The 15,753-nt window shown below is 65.1% G+C and carries 8 protein-coding genes and 3 pseudogenes; 6 read left to right on the plus strand and 5 right to left on the minus strand.

The window, feature by feature from the left end; all coding sequences use genetic code 11:
• Nucleotides 1–872 (minus strand): annotated as a pseudogene (locus tag G6N41_RS00215) (IS5 family transposase).
• 67 nt (nucleotides 873–939) lie between these two features.
• Here G6N41_RS00215 and G6N41_RS00220 point away from each other — a divergent pair.
• The 4 genes and pseudogenes from G6N41_RS00220 to G6N41_RS00235 all read left to right on the plus strand — a co-directional run bounded on the left by G6N41_RS00220 (nucleotide 940) and on the right by G6N41_RS00235 (nucleotide 5,366).
• A complete protein-coding gene (locus G6N41_RS00220) occupies nucleotides 940–1,317 on the plus strand; it encodes a hypothetical protein (protein ID WP_198966258.1) in 378 nt (125 codons plus the stop codon).
• Nucleotides 1,318–1,525: 208 nt separating this feature from the next.
• Complete coding sequence (locus G6N41_RS00225) at nucleotides 1,526–1,870, plus strand: transposase (RefSeq protein ID WP_231608741.1); 345 nt, start codon at nucleotides 1,526–1,528, stop codon at nucleotides 1,868–1,870.
• Nucleotides 1,871–1,956: 86 nt separating this feature from the next.
• Nucleotides 1,957–3,309 (plus strand): annotated as a pseudogene (locus G6N41_RS00230) (nicotinate phosphoribosyltransferase).
• Between the two features lie 35 nt (nucleotides 3,310–3,344).
• Nucleotides 3,345–5,366 carry an ATP-dependent DNA helicase gene (locus G6N41_RS00235; protein WP_198966259.1) on the plus strand — a complete coding sequence of 674 codons (2,022 nt, stop codon included), beginning with the start codon at nucleotides 3,345–3,347 and terminating at the stop codon, nucleotides 5,364–5,366.
• On the opposite strand, the gene G6N41_RS00240 is transcribed toward G6N41_RS00235, so the two are convergent.
• Entirely contained in the window at nucleotides 5,363–7,954 is a 2,592-nt protein-coding gene (locus G6N41_RS00240) for a glycosyltransferase family 1 protein (protein WP_198967658.1), read from the minus strand. The genes G6N41_RS00235 and G6N41_RS00240 overlap by 4 nt on opposite strands.
• A 189-nt stretch (nucleotides 7,955–8,143) precedes the next feature.
• Here G6N41_RS00240 and G6N41_RS00245 point away from each other — a divergent pair, with 189 nt between their 5' ends.
• Both G6N41_RS00245 and glgB read left to right on the plus strand, forming a co-directional pair.
• Nucleotides 8,144–10,231 carry an alpha-1,4-glucan--maltose-1-phosphate maltosyltransferase gene (locus G6N41_RS00245; RefSeq protein ID WP_198966260.1) on the plus strand — a complete coding sequence of 696 codons (2,088 nt, stop codon included), beginning with the start codon at nucleotides 8,144–8,146 and terminating at the stop codon, nucleotides 10,229–10,231.
• Nucleotides 10,232–10,237: 6 nt separating this feature from the next.
• A complete protein-coding gene (glgB, locus tag G6N41_RS00250; protein ID WP_198966261.1) occupies nucleotides 10,238–12,433 on the plus strand; it encodes a 1,4-alpha-glucan branching protein GlgB in 2,196 nt (731 codons plus the stop codon).
• 10 nt (nucleotides 12,434–12,443) lie between these two features.
• Here the strand turns inward: glgB and G6N41_RS00255 are convergent.
• The 3 genes and pseudogenes from G6N41_RS00255 to G6N41_RS00265 form a co-directional block, all read right to left on the minus strand.
• Nucleotides 12,444–13,317 (minus strand): annotated as a pseudogene (locus tag G6N41_RS00255) (IS5 family transposase).
• 117 nt (nucleotides 13,318–13,434) lie between these two features.
• Nucleotides 13,435–14,349 (minus strand): tetratricopeptide repeat protein, encoded by a 915-nt coding sequence (locus tag G6N41_RS00260; RefSeq protein WP_036456211.1) that lies wholly within the window; start codon nucleotides 14,347–14,349, stop codon nucleotides 13,435–13,437.
• Nucleotides 14,350–14,525: 176 nt separating this feature from the next.
• Nucleotides 14,526–15,707 (minus strand): acetyl-CoA C-acetyltransferase, encoded by a 1,182-nt coding sequence (locus tag G6N41_RS00265; RefSeq protein WP_198966262.1) that lies wholly within the window; start codon nucleotides 15,705–15,707, stop codon nucleotides 14,526–14,528.
• Between the last annotated feature and the right edge of the window lie 46 nt (nucleotides 15,708–15,753).

The raw sequence follows: 15,753 nt of genomic DNA on the forward strand, positions 1-15,753 counted from the left end.
CTAATTGCGGACGCGGTGGTAGGTGATGATGGCGGCCAGGGTGACACCGCCGAGGTAGGTCAGGGCGTATTTGTCGTAGCGGGTGGCGACCGCGCGCCAGTGTTTGTGCCGGTTGAAGCTTCGCTCGACGGTGTTGCGGTGCTTGTAGATTCGGCCTGAGAACCCCGGAGGCCGTCCTCTGTTGCGGCCTTTAGCTTTGCGGCGGGTGATCTGGTCGCTGCGCTCGGGGATGGTATGGGCGATCTTGAGCCGGCGCAGCTGTGCCCGCGTCGAGTCATGGGAGTACGCCTTGTCCGCCAGCAGGCGAAACGGGGCGTATGAGTTGCTGCACCGGGCGGCCAGCAATGGCCAAAGCATCGGATTATCACCGGCTTGACCGGCCGACAGTGCCAGGGTGACCGGACTGCACAGCTGGTCGGTCAAGGCGTGGATCTTGGTAGTCAGCCCGCCGCGGGAACGCCCAATGGCGTGGTCATCGGGCTCATCGAGATATTTCTTGTAATTCGACAGATCCCCTGTGCGGCGCCCGGGCGCGCTCCGGCTGCGTGTCGGTGGGCGCGCACACTGGTCGAATCGACCGACAACAGTGCGCCCAGGTCGGCGTCCTCGGCGTCGAGGTCAGAGGCGATCGCCGCGAAGATCCGCGCGTAGATGCCATCGACCGACCAGCGTAGATGCCTCTCGGCCACCGATTGCCAGGGACCGAAGTGCTCGGGCAGGTCACACCACGGAGATCCCGTACGGTAACGCCAGATAATGCCCTCCAGAGTACGTCGATGATCGTTCCACGGCCGGCCACGCCGCCGCCCCGCAGGCAACACCGCCACGATCAGCGACCACAAATCATCAGAAATCGCATGCGTCCGCATCACCCAAACAGCATCAGCCAAAACACCATTCACATTAAGCAGACACGCCCTAGAACGCCACGGCGAACTGGTGGACGGCCGTGACCGTTACGGCCCGGCGGTGCGTGCCGAGCTGTTGGCGATGAGCAGCGCCACGATCGACCGCTACCTGCGCGGCGCCAAGGCCCGCGACCAGATCTCGGGTGTGTCGACGACGAAACCCTCCCCGCTGCTGCGGTCCTCGATCACCATCTGCAAAGCAGGCGATGAGGCCGAAGAATCTCCGGGGTTCTTCGAAGGCGACACCGTGGCGCACTGCGGCCCGACACTGAAAGGTGAGTTCGCCCGCACGGTCAACCTCACCGACATGCACATCGGCTGGGTGTTCACCCGCACGGTGCGCAACAACGCCCACCCCCACATCCTGGGCGCCCTCAAAACCGGAATTACTAAAATCCCTATAAGGTAACGGGTTTGGACTTCGACAACGGCACCGAATTCCTCAATAAGGCGGTCATCAAGTGGGCCGCGGACATGGAGATCTTCTTCACCCGCTCACGACCCTACAAGAAGAACGACCAGGCCACCATCGAGTCCAAAAACAACCACCTCGTGCGTCGCTACGGGTTCTACTACCGCTACGACACCGACGAAGAACGCGCCATGCTCAACCGGCTGTGGCACCTGGTCAACGACCGGCTCAACTACCTGACCCCACCATCAAACCCATCAGCTACGGCTGCAGCCGCGACGGTCACCGCCGCCGGCTCTACGACAAGCCCCAGACCCCCCTGGACCGGCTGCTGGCCGCCGGAGTCCTCTCAGCGGCCCAACAAACAGAGCTGCTCACCTACCGCAACAGCCTCAACCCCGCCGCGATCGCCCACCAGATCGCCGACCTGCAAGCCGCCCTGCTCAGACTCGCCAAAGACAAGACCGAACAGCTCTACCTCACCGCCATACCCGCCGCTCTACCCGCCCTCAAAGCCGGCATCCGCATCAAAAGCAAGACCACCACCTGACCCCGATTTCGCGGGCATTCCTTACCTGATGCATGAACCAGGTTTCGCAGGCATCTTGACTTGATGCATCACGGCCCCTCCCGTGGATACCGACTCCCCAACCGAACCGATACGGTGGCGGTGTGAACCACTCGGTCCTGGCTGGGCTGCTGACCGACAAGTACGAGATGACCATGCTGGCGGCCGCGCTGCGCGACGGCACCGCCGAGCGCCGGACGTCATGGGAGGTCTTCGCCCGTCGGCTGCCCGCCGGCCGCAGATATGGGGTGGTGGCCGGGACCGGCCGCCTCCTGGAACTCTTGCCCCGGTTCGGCTTCGACGACCAAGCATGCGAGTTGCTGGCCCAATTCCTGGATCCAGACACCGTGGCTTACCTGCGCGACTTCCGGTTCAGCGGCGACATCGACGGCTATGCCGAAGGCGAGCTTTACTTCCCCGGGTCCCCCGTGCTCTCGGTACACGGCAGCTTCGCCGAATGCGTGCTGCTGGAGACTCTGGTGCTGTCGATCTTGAATCACGACTCAGCGATCGCCTCGGCCGCGGCCCGGATGGTCAGTGCCGCCGGCGATCGCCCCTTGATCGAAATGGGTTCGCGGCGCACCCATGAGTGCGCCGCGGTCGCTGCCGCCCGAGCCGCATACATTGCCGGGTGCACCGGCTCCTCCAATCTGGAAGCCCGGCAACTCTACGGCGTCCCCGCCGAGGGCACCGCCGCGCACGCGTTCACCATGGTGCATATCAACCAGGACCGCACACCGGCCTTGGCCGAGCTGGCCGCGTTCCGGGCCCAGATCGACGCGCTCGGGCCGGACACCACGCTGCTCGTCGATACCTATGACGTGACGACCGGGGTGGTCAACGCCGTGGCCGCCGCGGGTACGGCTCTGGGCGCGGTCCGCATCGACTCCGGCGAGCTGGGTGTACTCGCCCGGCAGGCGCGCCAGCAACTCGACGCCCTGGGGGCCACCGAAACCCAAATCATGGTCTCGGGCGATCTGGACGAGTTTTCCATCGCCGCGCTGCGCGCGGAGCCGGTCGATCGCTACGGCGTCGGCACCTCGCTGGTCACCGGCTCGGGCGCACCAACGGCGAGCATGGTTTACAAACTTGTTGAGGTCGAAGGCATTCCGGTGCAGAAGCGCAGCAGCCAGAAGGAATCCCACGGTGGCCGCAAGTAGGCGCTGCGGCTGGCGCGACCGACGGGAACCGTCACCGAGGAGATCGTGCACCCGGCCGGTCGACCGCCGGCCAACACTGGGCTACACCGGGTGTTGACGACACCGCTGGTTCGCAACGGAAAGCCGATGGTCACCACCGATCCAGATACTCTCGCCGCAGCCCGAAAGCTGGTGGCGTCTGGGCTACGCAGCTTGCCTTGGGAGGGACTGAAATTGGCACCCGGCGAACCCGCCATCCCGACCCAGACCATCTCGGCCTGAGAGCCGGCTTGACCACGAGGGAGCAACCACGTCCCGTGCCCGAGTCTGCGTCCGTTCCCGAGCTGCTGGCGATTGCCGTGGCCACAGTGGGTGGCAGCGAACGTCCCGGCCAGGTGGAGATGGCCGACGCTGTTGCGCGGTCATTCCAGTCCGGCGAGCACTTGGTTGTTCAGGCCGGCACCGGCACCGGCAAATCGCTGGCGTACCTGATTCCGGCGATTGTGCGCGCGCTCGACGACAACGCACCCGTGGTGGTGTCTACCGCAACAATTGCGCTGCAGCGCCAGCTCGTCGATCGCGACCTACCCCGGCTGGCCGACGCACTCGCCGATGCACTCCCCCGCCAACCGCGGTTCGCGCTGCTCAAGGGGCGACGAAACTATCTATGTCTGAACAAGATCCACAGCGATGGCTCGAACGGCGATCCGGAAGCCGACGATCAGCCGCAAGAGGAACTCTTCAACCCGATGGCCGCCACCGCACTGGGCCGCGACGTGGCACGACTGACCGAATGGGCGTCCACCACCGACACCGGTGACCGCGACGACCTCAAGCCTGGGGTCGCTGAACGGTCCTGGTCCCAGGTCAGCGTCTCGGCGCGGGAATGCATCGGCGTGGCCCGCTGTCCCTACGGATCCGAGTGCTTCTCGGAACGTGCGCGCAGCCGCGCCGGTGGCGCCGACATCGTCGTCACCAACCACGCGTTGCTGGCCATCGATGCCGTCGCGGAATCGACAGTGCTGCCGGAACATTCACTACTGGTCGTCGACGAGGCGCACGAGTTGACCGACCGGGTGACCTCGGTGGCCACCGCGGAACTGACCTCAGCCGCCCTCAGCGCGGCGGCGCGGCGCATCGCGCGTCTGGTGAGTCCGGAGCTGACCCAGCGGTTGGATGCGGCATCGACCACCTTCGCCTCGGCCATCCACGACGGGACGCCCGGCCGCATCGACCACCTCGACGATGAGTTGGCGACCTACCTGACCGCGCTGCGCGACGCCGCCGGCGCGGCCCGCTCGGCGATCTCCGGCACCAGCGACGCCGCGGCCGCATCAGCGCGCGCCGAATCAGCCGCGGCGTTGGCCGACATCTCCGATACCGCGTCACGAATCCTGACCTCATTCACGCCGCCCATCCCCGACCGCACCGATGTGGTCTGGCTCGAACACGAGGAAAACCGGGGTTCGCCGCGGGCCGTACTGCGGGTAGCACCGCTGTCGGTGGCCGGGCTGCTGGCCGCCACGGTGTTCTCCCGATCGACGACGGTGTTGACCTCGGCAACGCTGACGGTGGGCGGAAGCTTCGATGCCATGGCCACGGCCTGGGGCCTGACCGGACCTGGGACCGACCCCAAAAGCGAAGCGGCCGAACAACGCACGCCGTGGCGTGGCCTCGACGTCGGATCACCGTTCCACCACGCCAAGTCAGGAATCCTCTATGTGGCCGACCACCTCCCACCGCCCGGCCGGGAGGGAGCGGCTGCGGCCGAGCAGCTGACCGAAATCGCCAAGCTCATCACCGCGGCCGGTGGGCGCACCCTGGGCCTGTTCTCCTCGATGCGGGCGGCCCGCGCCGCAGCGGAAGCCATGCGGGAGCGGCTCTCGACACCGGTGCTGTGCCAGGGCGACGACAGCACCTCCGCACTAGTCGAGCAGTTCGCCGACGACGCCGCCACCTCGTTGTTCGGCACGTTGTCGCTGTGGCAGGGCGTCGACGTGCCCGGACCATCGTTGTCCCTGGTGCTGATCGACCGCATCCCGTTTCCGCGCCCGGACGACCCGTTGCTCAGTGCCCGGCAACGGGCGGTGGCGGCCCGGGGCGGCAATGGTTTCATGGCCGTGGCGGCCAACCACGCGGCGCTGCTGCTGGCGCAGGGGGCGGGACGGCTGTTACGCCGCGTCACCGACCGGGGCGTGGTCGCAGTTCTGGACTCGCGGATGGCGACCGCCCGGTATGGGAGCTATCTGCGCGACTCGCTACCCCCGTTCTGGCAGACCACCAATGGCGCCCAGGTTCGCCAGGCACTGCAGCGATTGGCCGAACTCGACGAGACCTAGCGGGTAGCGAGGGTGACCAGCCCGAGTTCGTTGCTGGCGGCCAGCATCGGATGGCGCGGAAGCACGCGCACCGTGTATCCCAGCGCCCCCGCCATCGGCAGTGGGGTCGTCGTTGAGAAGACCTGATTGCCCGCGTCGGCGTGACCGGCATAAGACATCTCGACGGTGACCGGGTCAACCAGAACATCGCCGGCGTCGACTCTGCCCAGCACCGCTTGCACCGTCACTTCATCGGGCGCCAGCCCGGCCAGTTGCACGATCGCGGTAAGAGTCAGCTTCGATCCCAGCAATGGGGTGTCGGGCAGCCCCGTGCTGTCGACGTCGGTGATCTCGATGCTGGGCCAGGCCGCTTCCACACGTCGGCGGTAGGCGGCCAACTCGCGGGCCGCCTGGTACTCGGTGCCGTCCTCGGCGGTGGCGATGGTCTTGCGCCGCGATTGTGCCGCTGGTGCGTAATACCGCTCCGTGTAGTCGCGCACCATCCGCGACGCCAGCACCTTCGGGCCAAGTGTCTGCAAGGTGTGGCGCACCATATCGATCCAGCGCGGCGGCACCCCCCGTTCGTCGCGCTCGTAGAACTTTGGCGCCACCGAATGCTCCAGCAGGTCGTAGAGTGCGCTGGCCTCCAGGTCGTCGCGTCGTTCCGGATCGGCCACCCCATCCGCAGACGGTATTTCCCAACCGTTTTCGCCGTCGTACCATTCGTCCCACCAGCCGTCGCGAATGGACAGATTCAGCCCACCGTTGAGCGTACTCTTCATTCCTGAAGTGCCACAGGCTTCCAGCGGTCGCAGCGGATTGTTCAGCCAAATGTCGCAACCCCAGTACAGGAATCGGGCCATCGACATGTCGTAGTTGGGCAGGAAAGCGATGCGGTGCCGCACCTCGGGCCGGTCGGCAAAACGCACCACTTGCTGGATCAGCGCCTTGCCGCCGTCATCGGCCGGATGCGATTTTCCGGCAACAATCAGCTGTATCGGCCGTTGCGGATCCAGCAAGAGCTTTTCCAACCGATCCGAATCACGCAACATCAACGTCAGACGCTTATACGTCGGGACTCGGCGGGCAAAACCTACGGTCAACACATCAGGATCGAATGCCGTTGGTATCCAACCCAGTTCGGCCTCGGATGCACCTCGCTCCAGCCAGGACTGCCGCAGCCGCGCCCGCACGTCCTGCACCAGCAACGATCGCAGTTGGGAACGGATCCACCACAGATGGCCGGGGTCCACCTGATTCAGTCGTAGCCACACGGCGGGCATGCTGAACGAGTCTGAGCCGGCCAGTTCGCGACCGAGTTCCAGCCACTGGGGGGCCGCCCAGGTGCGCGCGTGCACACCGTTGGTGATCGATCCGATCGGCACGTCGTCATGATCGAATCCCGGCCACAACTCGTTGAACATGGCCCGGCTCACCCTGCCGTGCAACAGCGAGACGCCATTGGCGCGCTGCGCTAGGCGCAGGCCCATGTGGGCCATGTTGAACTTGGTGGGATCGTCTTCTGCGCCCAGGGCAAGGATGCGCTCGGTGGGCACCCCGGGCAGCAACGTGGGCTCGTCATCGGCGAAATAGCGATGCACCATCTCCACCGGGAACCGGTCGATACCGGCGGGTACGGGCGTGTGCGTGGTGAACACCGTGCTGGAGCGCACCACCGTCAACGCGGTGTCGAAGTCCAGTCCCGCGTCGGTGATCAGCTCACGGATCCGCTCGGCGCCGAGGAATCCGGCGTGCCCCTCGTTCATGTGGAACACCTCGGGGGCGGGCAGGCCCTGGATTGCGGTGAATGCCCGAATGGCCCGATTCCCGCCGATGCCGGCCAGGATCTCCTGCTTGATGCGGTGTTCCTGATCGCCACCGTAGAGCCGGTCGGTGACGCTGCGTAGGTCGTGTTCGTTTTCTGGAACATCGGAGTCGAGCAGCAGCAGCGGAACCCGACCGACCTGCGCCACCCAGATCCGGGCCCGCAGCCGAGCCGAATCCGGCAACGACAGCTCGACCAGCACTGGGTCACCGTTGGCGTTGGTGAGCAGGCGCAACGGCAGGCCTTGCGGGTCCAGCGATGGATAGGTTTCCTGCTGCCAGCCGTCTGCGGTCAGCGACTGCCGAAAGTAGCCGGAACGGTAATACAGACCGACCGCGATCAGCGGCAACCCCAGATCGGAGGCGGCCTTGAGGTGGTCACCAGCCAGAATCCCCAGTCCGCCGGAGTAGTTGGGCAACACCTCGGCGACGCCGAATTCCATCGAGAAGTAGGCGATGCCGGTGGGCATCGCAACGCCGTCGGCCTCCTGCTGCTGGTACCACAGCGGACGGTTGAGATAGTCGTTGAGATCGGCGGCAAGCGCGTCGAGTCGCCCCAGGAACTCTTCGTCGAGCGCCAGTTCATCGAGCCGCGCGGGCTTGACCGCGCCCAGCACCGCCACCGGGTCGTGGCCACAGCTGGTCCACAGCGCCGGATCGATGCTCGCGAACAGGTCTTGCGTTGGCTTTTCCCACGACCACCGCAGGTTCTTCGAAAGCTGGTAGAGCGCGGCCAGACGGTCGGGCAGATGCGTGCGGACGGTAAAGCGGCGAAGGGCTTTCACGCGAATAAACATTACTGAGGATTTCTAGGTGCGCACGGCTAGAGATCGACTGCTTGGGCCCCTCCGGTGTGGTCTGACACTAGGGTGGGTATGGGGCGCTAGGAGACGAGCAGACAGCGACACACGAAGAAACCCCGGCGACATCTGCTGGTAATCGTCCGGGGTGGTGATCCAGGAACGGAGTGATCGGTGCCCGGTCGTGTCGAGATCGATAACGTCCAGCCCGTCGTCTCATGTGGCACATACCCCGCCAAAGCGGTGATCGGTGAGGTGATTCCGGTCAGCGCGTCGGTATGGCGGGAAGGTCACGAGGCGGTGGCCGCGACGCTGGTGGTGCGCTATTTGGGAGCGCGCTATCCGCAAGTCGCGGATGTACGAAGGATCCAGGCGGCTGCGGCCGCGGAAGCGGAGCTGAGCACCAGGCCAGCCGAACAGCAGCGGGTCAAGCCGTTGCTGTTTCCGATGACCATGGGCGAAGAGCCCTTCGTCTTCCACGGTCAGTTCACCCCCGACAGCGTCGGGCTGTGGACGTTTCGCGTCGACGGCTGGGGTGACCCGATTCACAGCTGGCGGCACGGGCTGGTGGCCAAACTCGACGCCGGGCAGGGCGAGAGCGAGCTGTCCAACGACCTGCTGGCCGGCGCGGCGCTGCTGGAGCGCGCCGCGACCGGGGTGCCGCGCGCACAACGCTGGCCGCTGATGGAGGCCGCGGCAGCATTGCGGGCCCCGGGCGATCCGGTGACTCGCTCGGCCCTGGCGCTGACGCCCGAGATCGACGAAGTGCTCGAGCTGTATCCGCTGCGGGATCTGGTCACCCGCGGCGAGCAGCTCGGAGTCTGGGTCGATCGGCCCGTGGCGCGCTTCGGGGCCTGGTATGAGATGTTCCCCCGCTCGACCGGTGGTTGGGACGACGAGGGCAAGCCGGTGCACGGGACCTTCGCCACCGCGACGGCACAACTCCCCCGCATCGCGGGCATGGGATTCGACGTGGTCTACCTTCCGCCGATTCACCCGATCGGCAAGGTGCACCGCAAGGGCCCCAATAACAACCCCACCGCCGTACCCGGGGATGTCGGATCTCCGTGGGCGATCGGCAGCGACGAGGGTGGTCACGACGCGGTCCATCCGGACCTGGGCACCATCGACGACTTTGATGAGTTCGTGGCAACGGCGCGCGATCTGGGCATGGAGGTCGCCCTTGATCTCGCGCTGCAGTGCGCTCCGGATCACCCATGGTCGCGTGAACACCGCAACTGGTTCACGGAGTTGCCGGACGGCACCATCGCCTACGCGGAGAATCCGCCGAAGAAGTACCAGGACATCTATCCGCTCAACTTCGACAACGACCCTGCCGGGCTCTACGCCGAAGTCTTGCGGGTGGTGCAATATTGGATCGACCATGGGGTCAAGTTCTTTCGAGTTGACAACCCGCACACCAAGCCGCCCAATTTCTGGGCTTGGCTGATCGGCCAGATCAAGGCTGTCGACCCCGACGTCCTGTTCCTGTCCGAGGCGTTCACGCCGCCGGCCCGTCAGTACGGACTGGCCAAGCTCGGCTTCACCCAGTCCTACAGCTATTTCACCTGGCGGACCGCCAAGTGGGAGCTCACCGAATTCGGCAACGACATAGCCAAGCTCGCCGACTTCCGACGGCCCAACCTCTTCGTCAACACCCCCGACATCCTGCACGCCGTGCTGCAGCACCATGGCCCAGGCATGTTCACCATCCGCGCGGTGCTGGCCGCCACCATGGGTCCCGCTTGGGGCGTGTACTCGGGCTATGAGTTGTTCGAGCACCGCGCCGTGCGCGAGGGCAGCGAGGAGTACCTGGACTCGGAGAAGTATGAACTGCGTCCTCGTGACTTCGCGGGTGCTCTCGCCGAGGGCAGATCGCTGGAACCGTTCATCACACAGCTCAACGCGATTCGGCGACTGCATCCGGCACTGCAGCAGTTGCGCACGATCTACTTCCACCATGTCGACAATGACGCGTTGCTGGCCTACAGCAAGTTCGACCCGGCCACCGGCGACTGCGTTCTGGTGGTCGTGACGCTGAATGCCTTCACGCCCGAGGTGGCCACACTGTCGTTGGACATGCACGCATTGGGGATGGAGCCCTACGACCGGTTCTGGGTACGTGACGAAGTAACCGGCGAGGAATATCAGTGGGGGCAAACGAATTACATTCGCATCGATCCGGGCCGAGCGGTTGCCCACATCATCAACATGCCACTTATACCGGAACAATCTCGAATCACATTGCTAAGCAGGAGGTGAGGGGCAGTGAGCAGAACCGACCAACTCGCCGGGACGCACCTGGCGCCCGAACCCAACGACTTGGCGCGCCTAGTCGCCGGTTCACACCACAATCCGCATGGCGTCCTGGGCGCCCACGAGTACGGCGACCACACAGTCATCCGTGCGTTTCGGCCGCACGCGGCAGAAGTGATCGCCATAGTCGGTGACCACCGGTTTCCGATGCAGCACATCGAGTCTGGCTTGTTCGCAGTCGCGCTGCCCTTTGTCGACCTCATCGACTACCGACTGCAAGTCAGCTATGAGAACTCGGAGCCGTTCGCGGTTGCCGACGCGTACCGCTTCCTGCCCACCCTGGGCGAGGTGGACCTGCACCTGTTCGCCGAAGGCCGCCATGAGCGACTCTGGGAGGCGCTCGGCGCCCACCCCCGCTTGTTCACCACGGCCGACGGCGTGGTCCACGGGGTGTCCTTCGCCGTGTGGGCTCCCAACGCCGAGGGTGTCAGCCTGATCGGCGACTTCAACGGATGGAGCGGCAGTGAAGCTCCCATGCGGGTGTTGGGTTCCTCGGGGGTGTGGGAATTATTCTGGCCCGACTTCCCCGCCGACGGGCTCTACAAGTTCCGGGTACACGGAGCCGACGGTGTGGTCTCGGAGCGGGCCGACCCGTTCGCCTTCGGCACCGAAGTACCGCCCCAGACGGCATCGCGGGTAACCGTAAGCGACTACAGCTGGGGTGACGGCGTCTGGATGAACGAGCGTGCACAACGCAATCCGGTATTCGAGCCGATGAGCACCTACGAGGTCCACCTAGGTTCGTGGCGACCCGGCCTCAGCTATCGCCAGCTCGCCACGGAGCTGACGGATTACGTTGTGGCACATAAGTTCACTCACGTAGAGCTACTCCCCGTTGCAGAACATCCGTTCGCCGGGTCGTGGGGATACCAGGTCACGTCCTACTACGCGCCGACATCCCGGTTCGGCACCCCCGACGACTTCCGGGCCCTGGTCGATGCACTGCACCAAGCGGGCATCGGGGTCATCGTGGACTGGGTGCCCGCGCACTTCCCCAAGGATGCATGGGCCCTAGGGCGGTTCGACGGGACACCGCTCTACGAACACTCGGACCCCAAAAGGGGTGAGCAACTAGACTGGGGAACTTACGTTTTCGACTTCGGCCGGCCTGAGGTGCGCAACTTCCTGGTGGCCAACGCGTTGTACTGGATCGAGCAGTTCCACATCGATGGCCTGCGAGTGGACGCGGTGGCGTCGATGCTGTATCTGGACTACTCCCGCCCGCAGGACGGCTGGACACCGAACATCTACGGCGGGCGAGAGAACCTGGAGGCGGTGCAGTTCCTGCAGGAAATGAATGCCACAGCGCACAAGGCAGCGCCGGGCATCGTCACCATTGCCGAGGAGTCCACCTCGTGGCCCGGGGTGACTCGACCAACCAGCATTGGCGGCCTGGGCTTCTCCATGAAATGGAACATGGGCTGGATGCACGACACGCTCGACTACGTCAGCCGCGATCCCATCTATCGCAGCTACCACCATCACGAGATGACGTTCTCGATGCTGTACGCGTTCAGCGAGAACTACGTGCTGCCGCTGAGTCACGATGAGGTGGTCCACGGCAAAGGCACGTTATGGGGCCGGATGCCGGGTAGCAATCACACCAAGGCCGCCGGCTTGCGGAGCCTGCTCGCCTACCAATGGGCCCACCCCGGCAAGCAACTGCTGTTCATGGGACAGGAGTTCGGTCAGCGCGCCGAGTGGTCCGAACAGCGCGGCCTGGACTGGTTCCAACTCGAAGAGAAAGGCTTCTCAAATGGCGTCTTGCGCCTGGTCCGCGACATCAACGAGATCTACTGCGACCATTGCGCATTGTGGAGTCAGGACACCACCCCCGAGGGCTATTCCTGGATCGACGCCAACGACTCGGCGAACAATGTCTTGAGCTTCCTGCGGCATGGCAGCGACGGCTCGGTGATGGCCTGCATATTCAACTTCGCGGGTTCAGAACACAGCGACTATCGCCTCAGCCTGCCGATCGCCGGTCGTTGGCGTGAGGTGCTCAATACCGACGCAACGATCTACAACGGCTCTGGAGTCGGTAATTTCGGCGGCGTTGATGCCACCGCGGAGCCATGGCACGGCCGTCCGGCATCCGCGGTGCTGGTGCTGCCGCCCTCGTCGGCGCTGTGGCTGGAACCCGCCTAGGTCCTGTCTGCTAATTGCGGACGCGGTGGTAGGTGATGATGGCGGCCAGGGTGGCACCGCCGAGGTAGGTCAGGGCGTATTTGTCGTAGCAGGTGGCGACCGCGCGCCAGTGTTTGAGCCGGTTGAAGCTTCGCTCGACGGTGTTGCGGTGCTTGTAGATTCGGCCTGAGAACCCCGGAGGCCGTCCTCTGTTGCGGCCTTTGGCTTTGCGGCGGGTGATCTGGTCGCTGCGCTCGGGGATGGTATGGGCGATCTTGAGCCGGCGCAGCTGTGCCCGCGTCGAGTCATGGGAGTACGCCTTGTCCGCCAGCAGGTGAAACGGGGCGTATGAGTTGCTGCACCGGGCGGCCAGCAGTGGCCAAAGCATCGGATTATCACCGGCTTGACCGGCCGACAGTGCCAGGGTGACCGGACTGCACAGCTGGTCGGTCAAGGCGTGGATCTTGGTAGTCAGCCCGCCGCGGGAACGCCCAATGGCGTGGTCATCGGGCTCATCGAGATATTTCTTGTAATTCGACAGATCCCCCTGTGCGGCGCCCGGGGCGCGCTCCGGCTGCGTGTTGGTGGGCGCGCACACTGGTCGAATCGACCGACAACAGTGCGCCCAGGTCGGCGTCCTCGGCGTCGAGGTCAGAGGCGATCGCCGCGAAGATCCGCGCGTAGATGCCATCGACCGACCAGCGTAGATGCCTCTCGGCCACCGATTGCCAGGGACCGAAGTGCTCGGGCAGGTCACACCACGGAGATCCCGTACGGTAACGCCAGATAATGCCCTCCAGAGTACGTCGATGATCGTTCCACGGCCGGCCACGCCGCCGCCCCGCAGGCAACACCGCCACGATCAGCGACCACAAATCATCAGAAATCGCATGCGTCCGCATCACCCAAACAGCATCAGCCAAAACACCATTCACATTAAGCAGACACACCCTAGCCGCGATCGACGCCGGCGCCACCGCGACCCACCCGGCATCAGCGGGGGCGGTTGATGCTGCTGGCCGTCAGTAGAGCGCGCTGGCCAGGCTGCGCCGGCCCGCGATCACCTCGGGGTCGGCAGGGTCAAAGAGCTCGAACAGCTCGATCAGCCGAGTGCGCACCCTGGTGCGTTCGTCACCGGAGGTGCGTCGTACCAACGCAACCAGACGTTCGAATGCCCCGGTGACGTCCTGACTGAGGACTTGCACGTCGGCGGCCGCAAACGCCGCATCGACATCATCCGGAGCGGCGTCGGCAACAAGGACGGCATCGGGCCGCTGGGCGGTTGCCCGCGAAAGGAAGTCGATCTGACGAATGGCCGCCTTCGCTTCGACGCTGTTTGGATTGGCGTCCAGCACCGCCTGATACGACCCCCTTGCGGCGTCGAAGTCGCCTTCCTCGAGTTCCGCGCGGGCCTGGGCCACAGTTGGATCGACTTCCTCTGCATCCTCCGAACCGACTACACCGCTTAGCTTTCCGTCGGTCGCCGACAGGAGAGAATCCACCCAGAGGCGCAGTTGCTCGGCAGGCTGGGGCCCCTGAAAGCTCGAAATCGGCTGCGCCGCAGCCAATGCCACCACCGTTGGCACCGCTTGCACACCGAATATCTGAGCGACTCGGGGCACCACGTCGACGTTGACCGTGGCAAGCCGCCACTTGCCCATATCGGCGGCGGCAAGGCCGGACAGCGTGTCGACCAGTTCGACGCACACATCGCTGCGCGGCGACCACAGCACCACCACAACGGGCACTTCGTCGGACCGGCCAATCACCTCGTCTTCGAAGTTGGCCTCGGTGACCTCAACCACACCCGGCTGAGCCTCGGGCGCCTTGCCGGAAGCGCCGCCTGCCGCGGTGTCTTGTTGGGCTCGTTGCTTGAGACCGGAAAGATCGACCGCACCTGCCAAGGCCGGCCCGATCGGAGGTCGGGGACGCGTCACGTGATCAAGTCTGTCACGCCGCGTCGGCACCGATCCACCCGGTCGCGGCGGTCTCACGACTGGCCAATTGAGTGCCCTGAATACGCCCACGACGCCTGGGTCACGGAATTATGACCAATCTCACACCACCCCTTGCCGGCTCGCATCCAGCAACCTCGGCGAGCCCTCGGGAGGGCCTATCCGGCGCGCAGAATCAGGGCGTCGCCCTGCCCTCCGCCGCCACACAGCGCGGCAACCCCGTAGCCCGAACCGCGCCGCGCCAGCTCCAGCGCAACGTGCAGCGTGATGCGGGCTCCCGACATACCGATCGGGTGCCCGAAGGCGATCGCACCACCGTTGACGTTGACGATCTCCGGATCGAGTCCAAGTTCCTTGGTCGAGGCCAAGGCAACGGCGGCGAATGCCTCGTTGATCTCCACCACATCGAGCTGGTCGGCCGTGATGCCCTCTTTGTCCAGGGCCTTCTTGATCGCGTTGGCCGGCTGCGACTGCAGCGTCGAGTCCAGGCCCGCCGCCACACCGTGCGCACCGATCTCGACCAGCCAAGTCAGCCCCAGTTCCTGAGCCCTTTCCTTGCTCATCACCACGACCGCGGCCGCACCGTCGGAAATCTGCGACGATGAGCCTGCGGTGACGGTGCCGTCCTTGCGAAACGCCGGCTTGAGGCCTGCCAAGGAATCGGCGGTGGTGTTGGCCCGGATTCCTTCGTCTTCGCTGAACTGCAGCGGATCGCCCTTGCGCTGAGGCACACTCACCGGCACCACTTCATCGGCGAAGACGCCATCTTTCCAGGCAGCGGCCGCTTTTTGATGCGACGCGGCCGAGTATTCGTCTTGCTGGCGCCGGGTGAAACCGTCCACGTCGTTGCGTTGCTCGGTGAGAGCGCCCATGGGCTGATCGGTGAAGGCGTCGTGCAGTCCGTCGTAGGCCATGTGGTCCAGCACGGTGACATCGCCGTATTTGTAGCCGGACCTGCTATCCATCAGCAGATGAGGCGCCTTGGTCATGGATTCCTGACCACCGGCGACCACCACTTCGAACTCCCCGGCCCGAATGAGCTGGTCAGCCAGCGCGACGGCGTCGATGCCGGACAGACACATCTTGTTGATCGTCAGCGCGGGTACGTCCCAGCCGATGCCCGCCGCGACCGCGGCCTGCCGCGCGGGCATCTGTCCCGCGCCCGCCGTGAGCACCTGGCCCATGATCACGTACTCGACCAGTGAGGCCGGCACATTCCCCTTCTCCAAGGCTGCCTTGATGGCGATCGCGCCCAGGTCGCTCGCGCTGAAATCCTTCAGCGAACCCATCAACCGACCGATCGGTGTCCGGGCTCCAGCAACGATCACCGACGTCGTCATGACTACCTCCTAAACGCAACGGAACGGCCGATCCGGCCAACCCGAA

Origin of the sequence: Mycobacterium shottsii (assembly GCF_010728525.1) — a bacterium.
GTDB classification, from domain to species: Bacteria; Actinomycetota; Actinomycetes; order Mycobacteriales; family Mycobacteriaceae; genus Mycobacterium; species Mycobacterium marinum.